Origin of the sequence: Amycolatopsis sp. NPDC047767, assembly GCF_040704195.1 — a bacterium.
Classification (GTDB): domain Bacteria; phylum Actinomycetota; class Actinomycetes; order Mycobacteriales; family Pseudonocardiaceae; genus Amycolatopsis.
In genome coordinates this window covers 43,775-63,402 of record NZ_JBEYSJ010000035.1, presented here as the reverse complement: position 1 = coordinate 63,402, position 19,628 = coordinate 43,775, and the positions used below count along the sequence as shown (strand labels likewise).

Annotated in this window: 22 protein-coding genes; 13 read left to right on the top strand and 9 right to left on the bottom strand. The window is 72.1% G+C overall.

What is annotated here, in order from left to right; all coding sequences use genetic code 11:
* Window positions 1–4: 4 nt before the first annotated feature.
* The gene (locus AB0878_RS40250) at window positions 5–808 is read right to left on the bottom strand and encodes an MBL fold metallo-hydrolase (protein ID WP_366586636.1); all 804 of its coding nucleotides are present in this window, start codon (window positions 806–808) and stop codon (window positions 5–7) included.
* Window positions 805–1,551 (bottom strand): 2-phosphosulfolactate phosphatase, encoded by a 747-nt coding sequence (locus AB0878_RS40245; protein ID WP_366586634.1) that lies wholly within the window; start codon window positions 1,549–1,551, stop codon window positions 805–807. The genes AB0878_RS40250 and AB0878_RS40245 overlap by 4 nt, the downstream gene beginning before the upstream one ends.
* Window positions 1,552–1,596: 45 nt before the next feature.
* On the opposite strand from AB0878_RS40245, the gene AB0878_RS40240 reads away from it, so the two are divergent.
* Together AB0878_RS40240 and AB0878_RS40235 are read left to right on the top strand one after the other, a co-directional pair.
* A complete protein-coding gene (locus tag AB0878_RS40240) occupies window positions 1,597–2,070 on the top strand; it encodes a ribose-5-phosphate isomerase (RefSeq protein ID WP_364173345.1) in 474 nt (157 codons plus the stop codon).
* The gene (locus tag AB0878_RS40235; protein WP_366586631.1) at window positions 2,070–2,879 is read left to right on the top strand and encodes a DNA-formamidopyrimidine glycosylase family protein; all 810 of its coding nucleotides are present in this window, start codon (window positions 2,070–2,072) and stop codon (window positions 2,877–2,879) included. The genes AB0878_RS40240 and AB0878_RS40235 overlap by 1 nt, the downstream gene beginning before the upstream one ends.
* Window position 2,880: 1 nt before the next feature.
* Here AB0878_RS40235 and AB0878_RS40230 read toward each other — a convergent pair whose 3' ends face one another.
* The gene (locus AB0878_RS40230; protein WP_366586629.1) at window positions 2,881–3,450 is read right to left on the bottom strand and encodes a TetR/AcrR family transcriptional regulator; all 570 of its coding nucleotides are present in this window, start codon (window positions 3,448–3,450) and stop codon (window positions 2,881–2,883) included.
* A gap of 71 nt (window positions 3,451–3,521) precedes the next feature.
* On the opposite strand from AB0878_RS40230, the gene AB0878_RS40225 reads away from it, so the two are divergent.
* Window positions 3,522–4,286, top strand: coding sequence for an SDR family oxidoreductase (locus AB0878_RS40225; RefSeq protein ID WP_366586627.1), 765 nt, complete (start codon window positions 3,522–3,524; stop codon window positions 4,284–4,286).
* Window positions 4,287–4,968: 682 nt separating this feature from the next.
* On the opposite strand, the gene AB0878_RS40220 is transcribed toward AB0878_RS40225, so the two are convergent.
* Window positions 4,969–5,793 (bottom strand): hypothetical protein, encoded by an 825-nt coding sequence (locus tag AB0878_RS40220; RefSeq protein ID WP_366586625.1) that lies wholly within the window; start codon window positions 5,791–5,793, stop codon window positions 4,969–4,971.
* Window positions 5,794–5,935: 142 nt separating this feature from the next.
* On the opposite strand from AB0878_RS40220, the gene AB0878_RS40215 reads away from it, so the two are divergent.
* Entirely contained in the window at window positions 5,936–6,820 is an 885-nt protein-coding gene (locus AB0878_RS40215) for a TIGR03619 family F420-dependent LLM class oxidoreductase (protein ID WP_366586623.1), read from the top strand.
* Between the two features lies 1 nt (window position 6,821).
* Window positions 6,822–7,262: a nuclear transport factor 2 family protein gene (locus AB0878_RS40210; RefSeq protein WP_366586620.1), complete on the top strand. Its 441-nt coding sequence runs from the start codon at window positions 6,822–6,824 to the stop codon at window positions 7,260–7,262.
* 15 nt (window positions 7,263–7,277) lie between these two features.
* On the opposite strand, the gene AB0878_RS40205 is transcribed toward AB0878_RS40210, so the two are convergent.
* A complete protein-coding gene (locus AB0878_RS40205; RefSeq protein WP_366586617.1) occupies window positions 7,278–7,889 on the bottom strand; it encodes a DUF6000 family protein in 612 nt (203 codons plus the stop codon).
* A gap of 89 nt (window positions 7,890–7,978) precedes the next feature.
* Between AB0878_RS40205 and AB0878_RS40200 the strand changes: the two genes are divergently transcribed.
* Window positions 7,979–9,106: an acyl-CoA dehydrogenase family protein gene (locus AB0878_RS40200; protein WP_366586615.1), complete on the top strand. Its 1,128-nt coding sequence runs from the start codon at window positions 7,979–7,981 to the stop codon at window positions 9,104–9,106.
* Complete coding sequence (locus tag AB0878_RS40195) at window positions 9,099–10,490, top strand: NtaA/DmoA family FMN-dependent monooxygenase (RefSeq protein ID WP_366586613.1); 1,392 nt, start codon at window positions 9,099–9,101, stop codon at window positions 10,488–10,490. The genes AB0878_RS40200 and AB0878_RS40195 overlap by 8 nt, the downstream gene beginning before the upstream one ends.
* Here the strand turns inward: AB0878_RS40195 and AB0878_RS40190 are convergent.
* Complete coding sequence (locus tag AB0878_RS40190; RefSeq protein ID WP_366586611.1) at window positions 10,438–11,163, bottom strand: maleylpyruvate isomerase family mycothiol-dependent enzyme; 726 nt, start codon at window positions 11,161–11,163, stop codon at window positions 10,438–10,440. The two genes, AB0878_RS40195 and AB0878_RS40190, sit on opposite strands and share 53 nt — an antisense overlap.
* A 42-nt stretch (window positions 11,164–11,205) precedes the next feature.
* Between AB0878_RS40190 and AB0878_RS40185 the strand changes: the two genes are divergently transcribed.
* The 4 genes from AB0878_RS40185 to AB0878_RS40170 all read left to right on the top strand — a co-directional run bounded on the left by AB0878_RS40185 (window position 11,206) and on the right by AB0878_RS40170 (window position 15,954).
* Window positions 11,206–12,114: a MerR family transcriptional regulator gene (locus AB0878_RS40185; protein ID WP_366586608.1), complete on the top strand. Its 909-nt coding sequence runs from the start codon at window positions 11,206–11,208 to the stop codon at window positions 12,112–12,114.
* Window positions 12,115–12,129: 15 nt separating this feature from the next.
* Window positions 12,130–13,029, top strand: a complete 900-nt coding sequence (locus AB0878_RS40180) for a glycoside hydrolase family 6 protein (protein ID WP_366586606.1) — start codon at window positions 12,130–12,132, stop codon at window positions 13,027–13,029.
* Window positions 13,030–13,107: 78 nt separating this feature from the next.
* The gene (locus tag AB0878_RS40175; protein ID WP_366586604.1) at window positions 13,108–14,292 is read left to right on the top strand and encodes an LLM class flavin-dependent oxidoreductase; all 1,185 of its coding nucleotides are present in this window, start codon (window positions 13,108–13,110) and stop codon (window positions 14,290–14,292) included.
* 81 nt (window positions 14,293–14,373) lie between these two features.
* Entirely contained in the window at window positions 14,374–15,954 is a 1,581-nt protein-coding gene (locus AB0878_RS40170) for a cytochrome c biogenesis protein CcdA (RefSeq protein ID WP_366586689.1), read from the top strand.
* On the opposite strand, the gene AB0878_RS40165 is transcribed toward AB0878_RS40170, so the two are convergent.
* The 3 genes from AB0878_RS40165 to AB0878_RS40155 all read right to left on the bottom strand — a co-directional run bounded on the left by AB0878_RS40165 (window position 15,941) and on the right by AB0878_RS40155 (window position 18,083).
* On the bottom strand, window positions 15,941–16,636 hold the full coding sequence (locus AB0878_RS40165) for a winged helix-turn-helix domain-containing protein (RefSeq protein ID WP_366586601.1): 696 nt from the start codon (window positions 16,634–16,636) through the stop codon (window positions 15,941–15,943). The two genes, AB0878_RS40170 and AB0878_RS40165, sit on opposite strands and share 14 nt — an antisense overlap.
* Window positions 16,637–16,710: 74 nt before the next feature.
* Window positions 16,711–17,226, bottom strand: coding sequence for a nitroreductase family protein (locus AB0878_RS40160; RefSeq protein ID WP_366586599.1), 516 nt, complete (start codon window positions 17,224–17,226; stop codon window positions 16,711–16,713).
* Between the two features lie 239 nt (window positions 17,227–17,465).
* Entirely contained in the window at window positions 17,466–18,083 is a 618-nt protein-coding gene (locus tag AB0878_RS40155; protein ID WP_366586597.1) for a TetR/AcrR family transcriptional regulator, read from the bottom strand.
* A 124-nt stretch (window positions 18,084–18,207) separates the two neighbouring features.
* On the opposite strand from AB0878_RS40155, the gene AB0878_RS40150 reads away from it, so the two are divergent.
* Window positions 18,208–18,870 carry a peroxiredoxin-like family protein gene (locus AB0878_RS40150; protein WP_366586594.1) on the top strand — a complete coding sequence of 221 codons (663 nt, stop codon included), beginning with the start codon at window positions 18,208–18,210 and terminating at the stop codon, window positions 18,868–18,870.
* Window positions 18,871–19,235: 365 nt separating this feature from the next.
* Entirely contained in the window at window positions 19,236–19,619 is a 384-nt protein-coding gene (locus AB0878_RS40145; protein ID WP_366586591.1) for a hypothetical protein, read from the top strand.
* Window positions 19,620–19,628: the final 9 nt, after the last annotated feature.

Below are 19,628 nucleotides of genomic sequence, written 5' to 3'. Positions count from 1 at the left end.
CGGCTCAGGGGGTCGCGAGTGCGGCCCTCGTGACGCCGGCGGGGTAGGGCGAAGCCGCGATGGCTTCGTCCGCCCCGCGGGCGCCGGCCGCCACGGCGGCCTTCAGCTCGTTGAGCCGGCGCAGCCCGTCGCGGTGCTCCCGGACGAACCCGGGACCCACGGGCTCGCCGTGCCCGGGCACCACGATCCGCGGGTCGAGCGCGAGGATCGCCTCGAGCGCGCCCGGCCATTCGCCCAGGTGCGTCTCGTCGCTGAACGAGTACTCCGTGAAACCTTCGGGCCCGTGCTCCACCACGTCGCCGGCGAAAACGACACCCGCGTCGGGCACGTGCACCACCAGGTCGTGGTTGGTGTGGGCACGGCCGGGGTGCACGAGCGCGACGGTGCGGCCGCCGAGGTCGAGCTCGGCGCGGTCGGTCACGAGCCGGTCGGGTGGCATGAGGCCGGTCCGGTCGAGGGCGTCGGCGGTCTCCGGCTTGCCTTCCGCACGGTAGTGCGCGCTCCACCTCGCTTTCGCGGCTTCGCCGTGGTCCAGCAACTCGCGCAGGCAGCGCTCCTGCGCCCAGACGTCGCACGGCAGGAACGGCGTGGTGCCGAAACTGTGGTCGAAGTGCGCGTGCGTGTAGACGACGCTCCACGGCAGGTCCGTCAGCTCCCGCACGGCCGCGGCCAGCTCCGCGCCCTGGTCGACGTCGCCGCGCGTGTCGATCACCAGGCAGCGCTCGGTGCCGATCACCAGGCCCGTGGTCAGGTCGAGCTCCTCGTAGCGGCGCGCGTGCACACCTTCGGCCACTTCGGTCCAGGTCATTGCGCCTCCAGGATTTTCCCGCGCACGGTGGGCGCGGTGGTGCTGACGTCCGCTTGGGCGGCGAGCTCGACGTCGTTCGCGTGGCCCGCCGCGGCCAGTTCGCGGCCGGACGAACACGTGCGCAAGGCCTGGGCCACGTCGGTGCCCGCGTAGGCGGCGGCAGCGAGAGCGGCTTCCGCCGAGAGCGTGCCGCCGTGGCGGGCGAGTGCCGCGACGATCGCACCCGCGCCCAGCTGGTCCTCCACGCACGGGCGCAGCGGTCCGAAGTGCTGCTCTTCGCCCAGCAGATCGATGCCCCAGCGTTCGCCCGCCGGGATAACGCCGACGGGCCGCCCGGCCGCCAGCTCGTGCGCCTTCGCCGTGACGGCCGAGGCGTTGCGCAGGCAGCCGGCCAGCACGTGCGCTCTTGTGGCGGCGGCCGCGGCGATCAGGGTGGCGCCGTTGGGCGAGGGCAGCGCGAGGAGTGTGCCCGACGGGATGTCCGTCACAGAGGAGGGCCGCAGCGTCCACGCTTTCTCGCCCGCGACGACCGCCCCCGCGGCGCGCGCTTCGGCGACGCCGCGGTCGTCGCGCCAGCGCACCGGCAGCACCCGGCCGCCGCGTGCGATGACGAGATCCGTGGTGGTGCAGAAGGAAAGCACATCGACCACCACGAGCACCGCGCACGCGCCGCCGAGCGCCGTGATGCCTTCGGCGCCCCATTCGAGCCGCACGTCGTGTCCAGGCTGTTTCCATGTGTCCACCCCCAGAGCATGCCCGCCATGGGCGGTGATGGCAGACTCGCCGCTGTGCGTGTCTACTTGGGATCCGACCATGCCGGTTTCGAGCTGAAGAACCACCTGGCCAGCCACCTCGCGGGCCAAGGGCACGAAGTCGTCGACGTCGGTCCGCACACCTACGACCCGGTCGACGACTACCCCGCCTACTGCGTGGCCGCGGCGCTGCGCGTGTCCGGCGACGAAGGCAGCCTCGGCATCGTGATCGGCGGCTCGGGCAACGGCGAGCAGATCGCCGCCAACAAGGTGCCCGGCATCCGCGCGGGTCTCGGCTGGAGCGTCGAGACGGCGCAGCTGTGCCGCGAGCACAACCACGCCCAGGTGCTCGGCGTCGGCGCGCGGATGCACACCGTCGAGCAGGCCACGGAGATCGTCGAGGCGTTCCTGGCGACGGAGCCGTCGCCGGAGGAGCGCCACGGGCGCCGGATCCAGCAGCTGCTCGACTACGAGCGCACCGGCACCCCGCCGCCCCTGCCGGAAGCCTGATGCCCGAAGGGCACACCCTCCACCGCCTCGCCCGTCTGCACAAACGCCGCTACGCCGGCGCGCCCGTCTCGGTGTCCAGCCCGCAGGGCCGGTTCGCCGAGGAAGCGGCGAAGCTCGACGGGCAGGTGCTGGAGTCGGCCGAGGCGTACGGCAAGCACCTGTTCCACGACTACGGTCCACACGGGACGGTGCACGTCCACCTCGGCCTGTACGGCACGTTCGGCGAAACGCCGCTGCCCGAGACCGAACCGGTGGGCCAGGTGCGGATGCGCCTGATCGGCCGCACGCACTGGACCGACCTGCGCGGCCCCACCCGGTGTGAGCTGCTCGACGCGGCCCAGGTCGACGCGATCAAGGCGCGGCTCGGGCCCGATCCGTTGCGCCGCGACGCCAAGCCCGACCTCGCGTGGGACCGGATCTCGCGTTCGCGCACGTCGGTGGCCGCGTTGCTGATGGACCAGGTGGTGCTCGCCGGCGTCGGCAACGTGTACCGCGCCGAGGTGCTGTTCCGCCACGGCGTCGGCCCGATGGTGCCCGGGCGCGCGCTCGACCGCGGGCTGTGGGACGCGATGTGGGCCGACCTGGTGACGTTGATGCGCCACGGCGTGCGCATCGGCCGCATCGACACGGTGGCGCCGGAGCACATGCCGGCCGCGCAGGGCCGCGCGCCGCGCGACGACCGGCACGGTGGCGAGGTGTACGTCTACCGGCGCGCCGGGATGCCGTGCCTGGTGTGCGGTACGCCGGTGGCGCACCAGGAGCTCGTGGGGCGGAACCTGTACTGGTGCCCGTCCTGCCAGCCCGCCTGAGTCACGCGGTGAGGCCGTCCAGCAGCAGGTCGAGCCGCTCGGCCAGCGCGGCGGCCAGGTCGAACGGCGGCGCTTCGTCGGCGAGCCAGCGGCGGAGGGTGTCGCCGTAGATCGCGGTGACCACTTCGGCCACCGTGCGCGGCGGGAGCTCCGCGCGTAGTTCGCCGCGTTCCTGGCCCTGGTGGATCGTGGCGATCGTCGCGTCGGGCACCGGGTGCTGGTGGGCGACGACCTCGTCGTGGCGCAGGCTCACGTGCAGCATGCGGGTGAGGGTGCGTTCGCGCTCGTTGACGGCCGCCAGCGCTCGGAAGTAGCGGTGCAGCCGCGTGCGCGCGGGTTCGTCGGAGTCGTCGACGGTGAGCAGCTGGTCACGGCGATCCTGGCCCCAGGCGACGAGGAAATCGCGCTTGTGGGGGTAGTGGTTGAGCACGGTCTGGCGCGCGACGTCGGCTTCGGCGGCGATGTGGTCGATCGTCGTCGCTTCGTAGCCGTGCGCCTCGAACAGCTCGAGCGCGGCCGTGAGCAGGCGCGCCCGCATCCCGGCCCGGTTCGCTTCCCGCCGTCCAGTCACGGTGCCAGCTTACCGAAGTTTGGTCTTGAGGCTAAACTTAGGCTGGAGACTAAACTTCGAAGGAGCTGACCATGCAGGTGGACATCCGCGACAAGGTCATCGTCATCACCGGCGCGGCGCAGGGACTGGGCCGCACGCTCGCGCTGGGCCTGGCGCGCGAGGGCGCGCGGATCGCGGTGCTCGCCCGCAGTGCGGCGAAGGCGGCGGGCACCGTGGACGAGATCGTCGCTTCGGTGCCGGACGCACCGAAGCCACTGGCCGTCGTGGCGGACGTGTCCGACGAGGACCAGGTCCACGCCGCGGCCGAGGCCGTCGACGCGCACTGGGGCCGCGTCGACGCCCTGATCAGCAACGCCGGCTGGATGCCACCCGCCGGCACGATGCGCGTGCTGGACTTCGAGCTGGCCGACCTGCGGCGCATCCTCGACAGCAACCTCGTCGGCTGCTTCCTCGTCACCAAGCATTTCGCGCCGCTCATGATCCGCGGGGGCGGCGGCCGCATCATCTACGTCGGCAGCATGGTCGGCACCCAGGCCGGCCCCGGCGCCGGCGCGTACGGCGCGTCGAAGGCCGGCGTGCACCTGCTGAGCAACGTGGTGCACCAGGAACTGGCCGACCATGGCATCCGCACCGTCGCGCTGGCGCCCGGCCTCACGGTCACGCCGGGCATGCGCGTGGCCGCCAGCGAGGAGCACATCGCGCGCGTCAGCGCCCGCTACCCGGGCGGCCGCGTCGGCCAGCCGGAGGACATCGTGCCCTTCGCGGCCTTCCTGTGCAGCCCGGCGGCCGAACACCTGTCGGGCACCCTGGTGGGGATCCGGCCGATCACGGGGTGAGTCCGATGTGGACTGGGGTGGGGGAATGGTTGGTGCGCCCCGGGTTTGCGCGGCAACCGGCTGAGCTGGTGCGGGTCGGCGCGCGGTGGTCAGCCGCGGGTTTCCGTTGAGCTGTATCGGAGCTTGTCTGGCCTGGCGCTGTTGCCGGGCGCGGTTTTCCGCGCCCGGCACGGGGCGTCGGGCTGGTGCGGACCGGCGCGTGGTGGTCAGCCGCGGGTTTCCGTTGAGCTGTATCGGGGCTTGTCTGGCCTGGCAGTGTTGCCGGGCGCGGTTTTCCGCGCCCGGCAGGGGGCGTCGGGCTGGTGCGGGTCGGCGCGCGGTGGTCAGCTGCGGGTTTCCGCCGAGCCGTACCCGGGGTTGTCTGACTTGGCGCCGTTGATGGGCCTCGGCTGTTGGCAGCGTCTGGTTGAGTCCTGTCGGGCCGGCGCCGCCGGTCAACTGTGCGCTCAGGCCCGGCGGTGCTGGGCTCGGCTGGTCGGCGCCGTTGCCGGGCCTCGGCTTTCGGCCGTGCTTGGTCGGGCCGGGCCGGGTTGTCGGTCTGGGCGCGGCCTGCTCGAGCCCGGCGCACCCGTGGCTTTGCCGAGTACCCCGAACCGGCCCCGCAGCAGCCCCTGAATGCGGTGAAGGGCACCTCGCGGGAACCGGAGTCCCGCAAGGTGCCCTTCACCGACGTTGCCGCCGGCTAGAAGTCGAAGCCGCCGCCGCCGAAGCCGCCGCCGTCGAACCCGCCGCCGTCGAAGCCGCCGAAGTCCTGGCCGCCGCCGTCGTAGCCGCCGCTGTCGCCGCCGTCGAAGCCGCCGCCATCGCCACCGTCGCCGCCGTCGCCGCCCTGGTCGCCGGACTCGAGGGCGTCCTGCTGGCCGGCGTCGTAGCCCGATTCCCAGGCCGAGGCGCTCGCGATGCCGCTCATGCCGGAGAACATGGCGCTGAACAGGAACATCGAGCCCAGGCCCCACGCGCCGGCCACGAGCGCGGGCTTCCACCACGGCTCGCTGTACCAGCCCTGCGGCACCGGACGTCCCGCGACGCGGCCGCCGGGGTAGTAGTACGGCGTTTCCTGGCCGGGGTCGGGCGAGGCCTCGTAGTGCTGGCCCTCGACGTCGACCTTGCGGTGCTCGGTCACCTTGCCGGCGCGCTCGCGCTCGGCCTCGTCCGGCAGCGCCGGGCCCGGGTCGAGGCCCATGGCCGTGCGGGCGGCGCGGACGTAGTACAGGCCTTCGAGCGCGGTTTCCTTGACGAGCCGGGCCTGCTCGACGGTTTTCGCCTGTTCGAGCTGGGAGCCGGCGGCGTTGTAGCGCTCGCTGGCGTCGGCCATCGCCTGCTGGGACGCCGTGTCGGTGCCGGAGATGTTGAGGACCTGTCCGCCGAGGCGTTCGACGAGGCGGCGCGCGTCGGCCTTCGCGTCGTCGAGCTGCCGCTGCCGCGAAGCGGCCTGCGACCGGGCGAAGTACAGCCCGCCCCCGACGATCACGACGACGAGCACGATCAACAGGATCGCGGTGCCCATGGGTCACTCCACGTGGTGAGCTTGTCTCGGCGGCCCCGCGGCCGCCTTTGAACCGGACAACGCGGACAGTACGCTGAGGGTTCCCGAGAGGTGACGGGGAGCACCTCTGGCCGGGCAAAGTAGAACACGTTACAGTCGGGTCATGAAGTTCTCCCTGTCGATCGCGATGAACCCCCTCGATCAGCTGGGCGAGCTCGCCCGCGCCGCCGAGGAGGCCGGATTCTCCTCGATCGTCCTGCCGGATTCCCTGTTCTACTCGGAGAAGGTGTCGGCGGACTACCCGTACACGCCCGACGGCAGCCGGTTCTGGACCGAGGAGACGCCGTGGGTCGACCCGCTGGTGGCGGCCGCGTCGATGGGCGCGGTGACCGAGCGGCTCGAGTTCTACACCTCCGTGCTGAAGCTCGGCTCGCGCAACCCCGTGCTGCTCGCGCGTCAGGTGAACTCGGTGGCGGCGCTGACCGGCGGCCGGTTCGGTCTCGGGCTCGGCATCGGCTGGTCGCCGGAGGAGTTCGAGTGGTGCGGCGCGCCGTACGAGCGGCGCGGCAAGCGCTTCGACGAGGCCATCGAGGTGCTGCGCCTCATCCTCGACGGCGGCATGGTCGAGTTCCACGGTGAGTTCTTCGACTTCGACAAGCTGCGCATGAGCCCGACGCCGCCGAAGCGCGTGCCGTTCTACATCGGCGGCCACACGGACATCGCGCTGCGCCGGGCCGCGCGCGTGGGCGACGGCTGGTCGTCGGCGATGATGACGCTCGACCAGCTGCGCGATACGATCAAGCGGCTCAAGGAACTGCTCGCCGAACGCGGGCGCGAGGCCGATCCGTTCGAGTTCCAGGCCGTGTGCGTCGACCGCTTCGGGCTCGACGGCTTCCGCGAGCAGGCCGAGGTGGGCGTGACCGACGCGATCACCATGCCGTGGGTGTTCGAGGGTCTCGGCTTCGACGCCGAGGTGGGCCCGAAGGTCGACGCGATCCGCAAGTTCGGCGACGAGGTCATCGCCAAGTTCCGTGAATCGGGGGCGTGACATGAGTGTCGAGGTCAGCTGGGACGTCGACGCGGACCAGCCGCCGGCTCGCCTGGCGTCGTTCCGGTCCATGACGTCCGTCGCGGCGGGCGACAAGGACGCGTGGCTCGCGCTGTTCGCACCGGACGCCGTGGTGGAAGACCCGGTGGGCCCGTCGATGTTCGACGAGCAGGGCAAGGGCCACCACGGCCACGAGGGCATCGGCTCCTTCTGGGACCTGACGATCGCCCACGTGGAGCGCTTCGAGTTCGTCATCCGCGACTCGTTCGCCGCGGGCGCCGAGTGCGCCAACGTCGGCACCATCACCACCTACCTGCCCGGCGGCTACCGCGTCGACACCGACGGCGTCTTCGTCTACCGCATCGGCGACGACGGCCTGATCACCTCGATGCGCGCCTTCTGGGAAACCGAACGCGCGATGGCGACGGCACGCCAGGTCTGAGCCTTTCCGGTCGCTTCAGGACGCGCTCATGCGCTCGTCGGCGTAGGCGCATTGCGTTTCGATGACCTCGCGGAGGTGATCGAGGGCCGCCACCGGGTCGGCGAGCGGCGACGTCGTGCGCAGCCACCGGGCCCAGGCACCGTTCTCGCCGAGGAACGGGGCCGAGTGCCCGGTGCCGAGCCGCGCGTCCAGGTACGCGAGCGCGCCCAGGGCCGAGTCCTGCTCGCCGCGGTCGGTGCTCGGCAGGAACGCGCGGAGGTACTCGACCAACAGGCGCGCGTCTTCGTCCGCGCCGAATCGGGCGAGGGCAAAGCAGAACCCGCGGCCGGCGTAGATGCGTTCGTTCGCGAGGAGCAGCTCGCCGATCCGGTCGCGGTGCGCTACTCGCCGCGCGAAAGCGATGAGCCACGACGCCGTCAGCTGCGCGCGCCATTCGTAGCCGAGCAGCAGCTCGAGCTCGTCGTCGGTGATCCGGAGCGCGTCCTGCGCCAGCGTGCGCCCGAGCGTCTCGCGCTGCGCCGGGTCGCTCAGGAAACAGGTGTTGGCCAGGTGAAAGTACCGGCGGCCCGGCGTCACGTACTTCTCGACGACGGCGTTCAGCGCGGGCTCGTGCCGGTGGTCACGCATGCGGGGATTCTGCCCGCGCTCGCCCCTGCCCGCGACGGTGTTTCCTGGCAAGATCGCCCGTCGGGAGTTGCCGAACACCGGGAGGCGTCATGGTTGCCGGACATCCGCTCGGCCCGCCGGCGCACGAGCAGCACTGGGTGGACCTCGCGGCAAACCTGGCGCGAGAGTTCGCGCTGACGGCCGCCGAGCGGGACCGGACGGGCGAGCTGCCCGTCGGGAACCTCCGGAGGCTGAACGCGAGCGGGCTCGACGTCGCCTTGCTGCCGGCGGAGTACGGCGGCCAGGACCTCAGCTACCGCAGCTACGGTGCGATCGTCCGGGTGCTGAGTGCGGCGTGCCCGTCGACGGCGTGTGTGTGGGTGATGCACATCGGCGCGGCGGCGGGGCTGGTGGAGATGGCCGAGCCGGACGTGGCGCGGTTCTTCGCGCAGCGGCTGGCGGCCGGGGCGCGGTTCGCGAACGCGTTGAGCGAGCCGGCCGGCGGGAACCTGTTCCTGCGGTCACAGCAGCCCGCGGTGGAGGTCGAAGGCGGGTTCAGGCTGAGCGGCGAGAAGCGCTTCTCGTCCGGGTGCGAGATCGCCGATCACTTCCTCGTCAACGCGAAGATCGACGGCATCTCCACGTTCTTCGGGCTCGACGCCGACCCGGCGACGATGACGTTCCGACCGAGCTGGGACGCGATGGGCCTGCGCGCGAGCGGCAGCCAGCTGATCCGCTTCGACGGCACGCTCCTGCCCCACGAACGCCGCTGCCCGCCGTCGAAACGGCGGCGCCCCAACCACATCGGGGCGGGGGTGGCGGCGTTGTCGCTGGGGGTGGCCGACGGTGCGCTGGCCGCGTTGCGGGAGCACGCGCGCGCCCGGCAGGTGGTGCCCGGCGGCGGGACGCTGGCGGAGCAGCAGTGGGTGCGCTTCGGCGTCGGCGAGCTGGAGAGCCGGCTGCAGGCGGCCGCGATGTTCGCGCAGCACATGTGCTGGCTCGCCGACGAGAACTCGCCGGAGTTCCTGCCCGCGACGATGCGCGCGAAGCTGCTGGCCAACGACGTCGCGCGCGAGATCGCCGACCTCGGCGTGCGGGTGGGCGGGGGATCGGGCTACCTGAAGACGTCGCCGATCGAGCGGTGGTTCCGCGACGCGCAGGCGGGCTGGCTGATGGCCTACTCCGCCGAGGTCTGCAAGGACGTGATCGGCTCGCAGGTGCTGGGCGACGATGCCTGAGCGGATGCTGTTCAACGCGTTCCACATGTTCGCGGTTTCACACCACGCGCAGGGACTGTGGGCCGAGCCGGACAGCCGCCAGCTCGGCTACACCGACCCTTCGACGTGGCTGGACCTCGCGCGGACGCTGGAGCGCGGCCGGTTCGACACGCTCTTCTTCGCCGACGTCCTCGCCCCCTACGAGACCTACCGCGGCTCGCGCGACGCCGCGGTCCGCGAGGGGATGCAGTTCCCGACCGGCGATCCCTCCGTGCTGATCCCGCTGCTCGCCTACCACACGGAACACCTGGGGTACACGTTCACGCAGAACATCCTGCAGGAGCACCCGTACCCGTTCGCCCGGAAAGTGTCCACTCTGGACCACCTGACGGGCGGGCGGGTGGCGTGGAACATCGTCACGTCGTTCCTGCCGGGCGCGGGCCGCAACCTCGGGTACGGCGGGCTGCCGGGCCACGAGGAACGCTACGGCCGTGCCGAGGACTTCACGCAGGCGGCGCTGAAGCTGTGGCTGCACAGCTGGGAGGACGGCGCGGTGCTGCGCGACCGTGTGCGGCGCGAGTTCGCGGATCCGGCCAAGGTGCACGCCGTGGTCCACAATGGACCCTACTACCAGCTCGACGGACCGCACCTGAGCGAGCCGTCGCCGCAGCGGGTGCCGGTGCTGTTCAACGCCGGCGTCTCGCCGGCCGGCCGCGCGTTCGCCGGGCGGCACGCGGAGTGCCTGTTCATCAACTCCCAGGACCCCGCCGAGGCGGCCCCGATCGTCGCCGACGTGCGCCGGGCGGCGGCCGCAGCGGGCCGGAACCCGGCGCACGTCAAGGTTTTCGTGCCGCAGTCGTACCTGCTCGCCGGCACTGAGGCCGAAGCCCGGCGGCGCCACGCCGAGCTGCTGGAGCACCAGACGGTGGAGGGGAACCTGGCGCGGGCGTCGGTGTTCGCCGGCCACGACTTCGGCCTCGACGACCCGGACGCGCTCGTCGGCGACCTGCGCGGGCGCGAGGTGTCGGAGCCGGTGCGCAAGCTCCTCGCCACGACCACGCGGGACGACTGGACGCTCGGCGAGCTGATCCTCAGCCGCACCAACAACCGCGTCGTCGGGAGGCCGGAGCAGATCGTCGAGAACATCGCGCGCTGGCGCGACGCGGGCGTCGACGGGATCAACCTCGAGTACGTGATCTCGCCGACGAGCTTCACCGAGTTCGTCGACCACGTTGTCCCGCTGCTGCAGGCGCGTGGTCTCATGCAACGCGAGTACCGGCCGGGCACGTTGCGGGAGAAGCTCTTCCCCGGCGCCGGCCCGGTGCCGCCGCGCGATCACCCGGCGTGGGCGCTCAGGCCGCGCTGTGGGCCAGCCAGTGGTCGACGAGATCCCGGTCGCCGGTGATCGTCACGTCGTCGGCCGGCCGGCGACGGGTGAGCACGAGCAGGAGGTCGGTCAGCGGGCCGGAGAGCGTGACGTCGGCGGGGGTGGTGGCGCGCGTCCACTCGATGCCGTCCGGGGTGCGGGTGACGTGCCAGCCCTCGGCGTGGTCGGGGAGGAACCGCAGGGTCTGCCCGGTGCCGCTGAGCCCGGCGACGTCGGGTTTGAGCGTCCGCGTGGCGGGGTTCGCGAGCAGGCCGAACCAGTCGCTGATCACGTCCTCGGCCAGGTCCGGGGCGACTGAGAACGCGGGGCCCGCCGCGTCGGCGTGGTGCACGACGGTGTCGTTGACCAGGCGGCGCAGCCAGAACCCGGCCGGCCCCTGGCCGAAGAACGTCCACACGGGACTGTCGCTGGTGGACACCGCGTCGATGAGATCGGCGGCTCCGGCTTGCAGCCAGCCGGACCAGCCGGCCGGGTCGCCGGGGTCCGCGTCGAACGGGTCGGGCACCGGCGAGGGGCCGGAGCGCACGATGCTCGCCGCCCAGCGGTGCGCCTGGCCGACGTGGCCGACGAGCACGCGCAGCGGCCAGTCGGGGCACGTCGGCACGCGGGCTTCGGGGTCGGCGCCGGCCGTGGCTTTCGCGAGGGCGGCGGTGTGGTGGTGGAGCGCGTCGGCGAGTCGGGTGGTGTCCATGGGCCGTACCGTAGGAACTCCATCCGGCTGGAGGTTCTACCGATGGTGACCGGGGTCACACTGGGGATCGGCGACCTGGCGCGACGGACCGGCGTGCCCGTCCGCACGATCCGCTTCTACTGCGACGAAGGCCTGCTCGAACCCACCCGCAGCGCGGGCGGCCACCGCCGCTTCGCCGAGGAGGCCGTCGAGCGGCTCACGCTCGTGCGCCGGATGCGCGGCCTGGGCCTGGGGCTGCCGCTGATCACCGACGTCCTCGCCGGCCGCCGCTCCCTGGCCGACGCCGTGGCCGCCGAACGCGCCGCCCTGGACCGCGAAGTCGCGACGCTCGCCTGGCGCCGGTCCGTCCTGCGCGCCGTCGAGGACGCGACCCCGCTCGACCGCCCGGCGCGGCTGGAGCTGCTGTCGGCCGTGGAGGACGGGTACGCCGCCCACGACGTCCTCGTCCGCCTCTGGCACCCCATGACCTCCGGCCCCGTCCCCGCCGACTCGGCTCGCATGTTCCTGGCCATCAGCGCCCCGCCGCCCCCGGAGCTGCCGACGCCCGCACAGGTCGTCGCCTACGCGTCGCTGGTGCTGCTCGCCTCGGACCGCTCGTTCGTCGACGCCCTGCGCACCAGCACCCTCGTCAACCACGACCGGATCCCCGACCTCGCCGCCCTGCACGCCGAGGTCGCGCAGGCCTGTGAGCTCGCCTTCCCCGCCGTGACGTCCGGCACCCGCCCGGCGCCGGGCCCGGCCCTCGACCGCTTCGTCGCCGCCCACGCGGCCGCCCTGCGCACCACCGACACCCCGGCCTTCCGCCACGCCCTCAACCACCGCACGGCCCCCGACCGCGACCCGCGCGTGCGCCGCTACTGGACCCTGGCGGGCGAGGTCACGGGCGAACCGGCCCCGATGGGCGTCACGCACACCTGGCTGCTGGACGCGCTGAACGCTTCGGCCGGCTGAACGGAGCGAGTTCCGGTGAAGGTGAACCCGAAGGCCGTGCTGCTCGCGCCGGTTGTCGTTCTGCTGGCCGCGTGCGGCCCGACGGCGAAGGCGATCGATCCGCTCCAGCCGGGGTGGGCGCCGTCCGCGTTGCTCGCCGGCGCGGGCGGCTTCTACGTCAATCCTGACAACCCAGCCGCGAACTGGGTGCGGACAGCGCCGCCCGGCCCGCGCACGGACTCGATCCGGGCGCGGATCGCCACGAGGCCCGCGGCCACGCTGATTGCTGAGCCCGCGGCGACCGCCTCCTCGCACGTCCGGGCCGTGGTGACCGCCGCCGCGGCGGTGCGGCGGCAGCCGATCCTGCTGCTCGACGCGGATCGGGCCGGTGCGTGTGCGGACGGGGGCGCGGGGTGGTTCGGCGAGGTGGCGCGAGGACTGGGGGACGACCGCGCGCTGGTCGTCGTCCGGGGGCGTGAGTGCCGACCGGGTGCCGCTGCCCACGCTCTGGCGGCAGCGGCCCACACGACCGTGCTGCTCGACGTGTCCGATGCACCGTCGCCGGACGTTGCGGCGCAGCGGGTCGCGGTGGGCGGACCGGACGTCGACGGGTTCGCCACCAACGTCGGCGGCTACGCGCCCGAACGCGTGGCCCTCGCGACCAGCCGCGCGATCGGCCAGGCCCTCGCCGCGAGCACCGGGAAACGCGACTACCTCGCCGTGATCGAGAGCAGTCGCAATGGCCGGCCGGTGTCCGGTGCGTGCAACCCGGCCGGTGCGCAAATCGGGCTGTACGAGTCGCTCTCCGCCGACGGCGCCCCGCAGCAGCTGTGGCTCACCACGCCCGGCATTTCCGACGGGCCGTGCGGAACCGCCCTGGCCGGCCGGGCCGGCGACTTCGTCCCGGACCTCGCCGCCGCCCTCGCTCAGCGGTGAGTCCCAGATCTTGGACAGACTCGCCAGACGTCTGACGTCCAACCTATTCTCGCGGCGGACGAGGGCGAGGAGTGGTGCATGTCCGAACGTGATCGGGCTCGGTTGGCGGAGCCGGCGCAGCCGCAGGATTTCCCGGACAGCCCGTTGAGCCGGGTGTTGCGGCAGCCGTTGCTGCTGGGGGTGTTCCTGCCGCTGCAGACGGGTGGATGGTCGCAGTCGACGTTGCCGCGCGGGACGGACTGGACGTTCGACTACAACCGCGCGCTGACGCAGCAGGCGGAGAAGTTCGGGTTCGACATCGCGTTCGGGCTGTCGCAGTGGCTGCCCAAGGGCGGGTTCGGCGGGGAGACGCACTACCGCGAGAACTTCCTCGACCCGTTCGTCTCGGCGATCGCGCTCGCGTCGGCGACGGAGTCGATCCTGTTGCTGGGTACGGTCCACGTGCTGTACGGGCCGTGGCATCCCTTGCACCTGGCCAAGTTCCTCGCCACGGCCGACCACATCTCGGGCGGGCGCTTCGGGGCGAACATCGTCACCGGGTACGCCGACACCGAGCCCGCGATGTTCGGCCAGCTCAAGCCCGAGCACGACAAGCGGTACGCGATGGCCGACGAGTTCGTCGCCGTGTGCAAGGACCTCTGGGCGGGCGAGGACAACCTCACGTTCCACGGCGAGCACTACTCGCTGCAGGAGGCCTACGCGTCGCCGCTGCCGAAGTACGGGCGGCCGATCCTGGTGTCCGCCAGCGGTTCCCCGGCGGGTTTCGCTTTCGCGGGCCGCAACTCCGACCTCGTGTTCATCTCCAGCCCGGCGGGCGAGAACATCGACCGCGCGCTGGAGGCGTTGCCGGCGCACGTGGAAAAGGTCAAGCAGGCCGCGCGGGACCAAGGTCGCGAAGTGCGCGTGGTGATCAATCCCACGGTCGTCTCCGCGCCCACGAGCGCCGAGGCGCACGCGCGGTACCAGGCGATCATGGACCACGCCGACCTCGGGGCGATCGGGGCGTTCACCGACCGCCACACCGCGGGCGACAGCCAGTCGTGGCTCGAGCACTCCGCCCGTGGCCGCGCGGTCGGCGGGCACCTGCACATCGTCGGCTCGCCCGAGGAGGTCACGGACAAGCTGCGCCGCCTGCACGAAACGGGCATCGACGGCGTTCAGCTGACGTTCTACGACTACCAGCCCGAACTCGACTTCTTCGGCACGCAGATCGTGCCGCTGCTGGAAGAGGCCGGGCTGCGCAAGAGTGTTACGAATCCCTGACTGTCCACGCGGGACCGGTCGCCGCGGCCGGTCCCCCGCCTACTCTGTGCGAAGACAGAGGAGGTCACCCTGATCACGTTGGTGCTGATCGGCTTGGTGGGCGGGCTGATCACCGGCATTTCGCCCTGCGTTCTCCCGGTTCTGCCGGTGTTGTTCATGACGGGCGGGGCGAGCGGCGCGCGCAAGACCGGCACGGCACCGACGCGGCGCCGGCCGTTCCTCATCGTCGCGGGGCTGGCGTTGAGCTTCAGCCTCGTCACGCTCCTCGGCACGCTCGTGCTCGCCGCGCTGCACCTGCCCGGTGACGTGCTGCGCTGGGCGGGCCTCGTGGTGCTGGTGGTCCTCGGCGTCGCGATGATGTTCCCGCGCGTGCAAGACCTCCTGGAACGCCCGTTTGTCCGCCTGGGCCGCAAATCCGTGCCGGGTGACCGCGGTGCGTTCGTGCTCGGGCTGGCGCTCGGCACCGTCTACGTGCCGTGCGCGGGGCCGGTGCTCGCGGCCATCACGGTGGCCGGCGCGACGCACACGATCGGCGTGTCGACGGTCGCGCTCACCGTCGCGTTCGCCGTCGGCACGGCGATTCCGCTCCTGTTCTTCGCGATGGCCGGCAACCGCGTCGCCGAGCGGGTGAAGGCGTTCCGCGACCGGCAGCGGCAGGTGCGCATCGCCGCGGGGATCGTGGTGATCGGGCTGGCCGTCGCGCTCACGTTCAACGTCACCGACGCCCTGCAGCGCGCCATTCCCGACTACACCGCCGGGCTGAACCAGGCCCTCGGCGCGGACAAGGTCGGCGGCGGCGGCCTGCAGGCGTGCGACCCGTCCGACGAGCTGCAGGACTGCGGCACGGCGCCGCAGCTGGCCGGGATCAGCCAGTGGCTGAACACACCCGGCGGCAAACCCGCCGCGCTGCAAGGGAAAGTCGTGCTCTACGACTTCTGGGCCTACTCGTGCATCAACTGCCAGCGCGCCATCCCGCACGTCGAGGCGTGGTACCAGCGCTACCACGACGCGGGCCTGGAGATCGTCGGCGTCCACACGCCGGAGTACGCGTTCGAGCACGTCCCCGCCAACGTCGCGGCCGGCACCGCCCGCCAGCACATCACCTACCCCGTGGCGATCGACAACGACTACGCCACCTGGAACGCGTTCAAGAACGAGTCCTGGCCCGCCGAGTACCTCGCCGACGCCACCGGGCACGTCCGCCACGTCTCCATCGGCGAAGGCGACTACGACGGCACCGAGTCGCTCATCCGTGAGCTGCTGACCACCGCCAACCCGAGCCAGACGCTGCCGCCGCGTACCGACGTCGCCGACGACACCCCCACGAACCCGTTGCAGAGCCCCGAAACCTACCTCGGCTCCGAGCGCAGCGGCGCCGGCGGCGCGCCCGTCGAGCTCCACGGCAAGTGGACCACCGCCCCCGAATACCTGACGGCCGGCGACGACGCCTCCCTCACCCTCACCTACGACGCCTCTGCGGTCTACCTCGACGTCGGCGGCACGGGCACCGTCACGGCCACCGCCGGCGGCGTCACGAAGACGATCCCGGTGTCCGGCAGCCCGGACATCCACGCCGTCGTGCAAACCCCGACGCCGCAACAGGGCACGGTGACGCTGAAGCTGAGCCCGGGGCTGCAGGCCTACTCGTTCACGTTCGGCTGACGTTCCGCAGCAGACCCGAGCCGAGGTCGGTGAGGCAGTGGCGCACCATCGTGCCCTCGCGGTGGCTGGTCAGGAGGCCCGCCGAGCGCAGGATGGAGGCGTGGTAGCTGGCCGACGCGGGGGAGACGCCGACGCGCCGGCTCAGTTCCGTGGTGGTGCGCCCGCCCGCGGCGGCGGTGAGCAGGTGGGCGCGGGTCTTGCCGAGGAGGGTGGCGAGGGCGGCCGAGGGGTCCGTCGCCGGGGCGTGGCCGAAGGGGTATTTCCGCGGGTCCAGGGCCATCGGGTAGACGATCACGGGCGGCAGCGCGGGGTCGGCCAGCACCGTCGGCGCGCCGTGGCAGAAGAACGACGGCACGAGCCGGACGCCGCGGCCGTCGAGGTGCAGGTCGCCGGTCACGTGGGTGCCGTGCAGGACCAGGGCGTCGCCGGAGCGCGTGAGCAGCGGGTGCAGGCCGGTCAGCAGGCCGTCGACGCCGGAGTCCAGCAGGGCGCGGGCGCGCAGGCGGCGGTCGTTCTGCTCCGTCGCCTTCGCCCCCGATGGCAGCCGCCTCGCCACCGCCGGCGCCGACCACGCCGTGCGCTTCTGGCTCACCGACGCCGCGGCCGCGGCGCGGACGATCTGCGCGTCGTCCGCGCCCGGCATCGGACGGCGCGCGGTCAGGCGCCATGGTCGAGCGGTCACGGGGCGGTCGCCGCGGCACCCATCCTGGGGACGCCACGGCGGGGGGACAAGCTTTTCGAGCGTGCTCGAAACGGTCACCACCGGCCGCGGTGCACGACCTCGTCGAACGGGCGGCGAGTGGGGTTCTTGATGGGCCGCAGCGGCCGGTCGGCGGGATAGCCGATGGCCAGCATGAGCGACACGACGTGGTCGGCCGGAACCCCGAGGATCTCCCGCGCCCGGTCCTGGTCGCCGATCGAGGAGTGCCCGGTGCCGATGCCGAGGTCGGCGGCCGCGAGCATCATGGCGTAGGTGGCCTGCCCGAGGTCGTACTGGTCGAGCACGCGTGTGCGGTCGTCGGCCGGTTCGGGCACCACCAGCACGATCGCGGCCTGGGCGCCGGCGAGGTGCCCCGCGCCCTGCCAGACCGTGGAGAGCTCACGCAGCTGCTCGCGGTCGGTCACGACCACGAAGTCCCAGTGCTGGCGGTTCGACGCCGAGGGCGAGCGCCAGCCGGCCTCGGCGATCCGCGTGAGGTGCTCTTCGGCCACCGGCTCGCCGGTGTAGCTGCGGACGTTGCGACGAGCGCGGATGGCGTCCCAGGTCTCCATGGCGTTCTCCTCTTCACGCGGCGGGCCGGTGCCGGACCAGGCTGTCACGGCGGGGTCGGAGAAGCCAGACGGCCGTTCGGCAGGACGACGCTGCCGGAGAACCGGTGCGGCGGTGCGAGGTGCGTCCGGCTCACGGCCTGCTGGAGAATGCGGTGGGCCGGCGTGGTCTCGCGTGGTCGGGCGGATTTCCGGCGACGGCTTTCTTTCGCGTGTGGACTGTCCGCTGTGGACGCGGGAGCTTACTTCGCCGCGTGGCGCTCGATGATCGCGATCATCGAGTCCAGGCCCGCTTCCAGTGCCTTCGTGGAGCGCTGCGCCTGGGCCAGCACGAGACCACCCTGCAGCGCGGCCAGCATCGCCAGCGACAGGTGCTCCGCGTCGGTGTCCGCGCGCAGCACGCCGTGGTCGATCATGTGCCGGAGCCCGTCGCGGATGGCCTCGGCCCAGAGGGTGAAGCTGTGGGCGAGGGCGGCGCGCGCGCCGGCGTCGTGTTCGGCGAGCTCGCCCGAGAGGGTGGCGAGCGGGCAGCCGCCCTGGCAGTGCAGGTCGTGTTGCAGCTGCACGAGCGCGTCGCGCCAGGCGCGCAGGGCGGCGAAGCTGTCGAGCCGGGACAGCAGGGCGTGCTGGCCGCCGACGATGCGCGTCGTCTGGAACTCGATGACGGCCCTGGTCAGGGCGCCTTTGTCGGCGAAGTAGTGGTAGATCTGCGACGAGCTGACCCCGGCGGCGTCGCGTACGTCGGGGGTGCTGGTGCCGGCCACGCCGCGTTCGGCCATCAGCTGGGCGGCCGCGGACACGATCCGGTCCCGGGTGGCCTGCCCACGTGCGGTCAGGCGGGCCGTCGCCGTCTCTGTCATGCCCCCAGTCTACGGAAAACCCGGCTAACTGGATTTGACTATCCAGTTCGTGGCCGGTACTACTGGATCGAGCTATCCAGTTCTGCCGGCCGGCGGAGCTGGCGGGGACGTCGAAAGGCTTGATGTGACCACCACCAGCAGCACCATCGCCGAACGGGTCGAGGCCCTGCAGGAGGGTCTGGCGGGCAAGATGCCGGCCGGGGCCGTGGCCGCGTTCGGCGGTGAGCAGGCCGCGCTCGATGCCGCCGGCGTGCCCGCGGGCGTGCTGTCCGCCGGCGCGCCCATGCCCGACGGCGACCTGCTCGACGCGCACGGTGCCGCCACCACGCTGACCGCGGCGCGCGGCGGCAAGCCCGCCGTGGTCGTGACCTACCGGGGTGCCTGGTGCCCGTTCTGCAACGTCGCCCTGCGCACCTACCAGGAACAGCTCGTGCCCGCGCTCGCCGGCCGCGGCATCGAGCTCGTGGCCATCAGCCCGCAGAAACCGGACGGCTCGCTGACCATGGCCGAGAAGAACGAGCTCACCTTCACCGTGCTGTCCGACCCGGGCAACCAGATCGCCGCCGGCCTCGGCGTGCTCACCGCCCCGACCGACGAGGTCCGCGAAGCGCAGCAGTCCCTGGGCCTCGATCTGGCCGACATCAACGCCGACGGCACCCGCGGCATCCCCATGCCCACCGTCGTCCTCGTCGACGCCGAGGGTTTCGTCCGCTGGATCGACGTGCACCCCAACTACACCACCCGCACGGAGACCTCGGACATCGTCGCGGCTCTCGAACTGCTCTGAACGGCGGCATGCGCCCGCTTTCCCGATGCGGGAGCCGGGCGCACAGCCGTCCGCCGAAGACCGAAGGCACCGGGTTCGCCCGGTGCCTTTGTCGTCCCCGGCGCGGGCGAAAACCGTTGCGCCGCGGCGGTTATTGTCCCTCCACCCGCCGTCCTTTGACGGTGGCTCCCGCCCTGGCGGCGGCCACAGATCGTCTTTCGGGTCCACCACCCGGATCGCCGGATCCGGGGTGCTCGACCCGACTGTGCGTTTAATCCCCTGTGAACGGTTGGAGCACGTCCGCGCTGCCCGTTGTTCGGCTGGCGTATACCGACGTGGGTGAGCCTGAGCGCGTCGGTCGGGGACCGCTGGAATAAAGGAAAACGATGGCCGAGCCTCGGTTCGAGATGGTGTCCATCTCGGTTGCTGGACTGAATGGACGAGCGCATTCCGATTCGGGGTGGGCCGTCATGTGGCGTTTTCTCTCAGCCAACAACCGCAGCATCGCACAGTCGGTTAATTCCTTCCCTGACGGTGATTCCTGCGCCCACGCGGTGCAGACGCTCAAGGCCGGCCTCAAGCTCGCGCAAGTTCTGACCGTGCGCGACGAGCAGGGGATGTGGCTCTGGCAGCTGCGCCTGGACGGAACGCCGGTCGGCGTGTCCAGCCGCAAGTACCGCCGTCGTCTCCACGCGATCAATTCGGGTAGTTCTTTTCATCAACTGGCCGAATCCAGCCGCGAGATCAACCGAACGCGTGTTCGTCCGTAGTTAATGTTT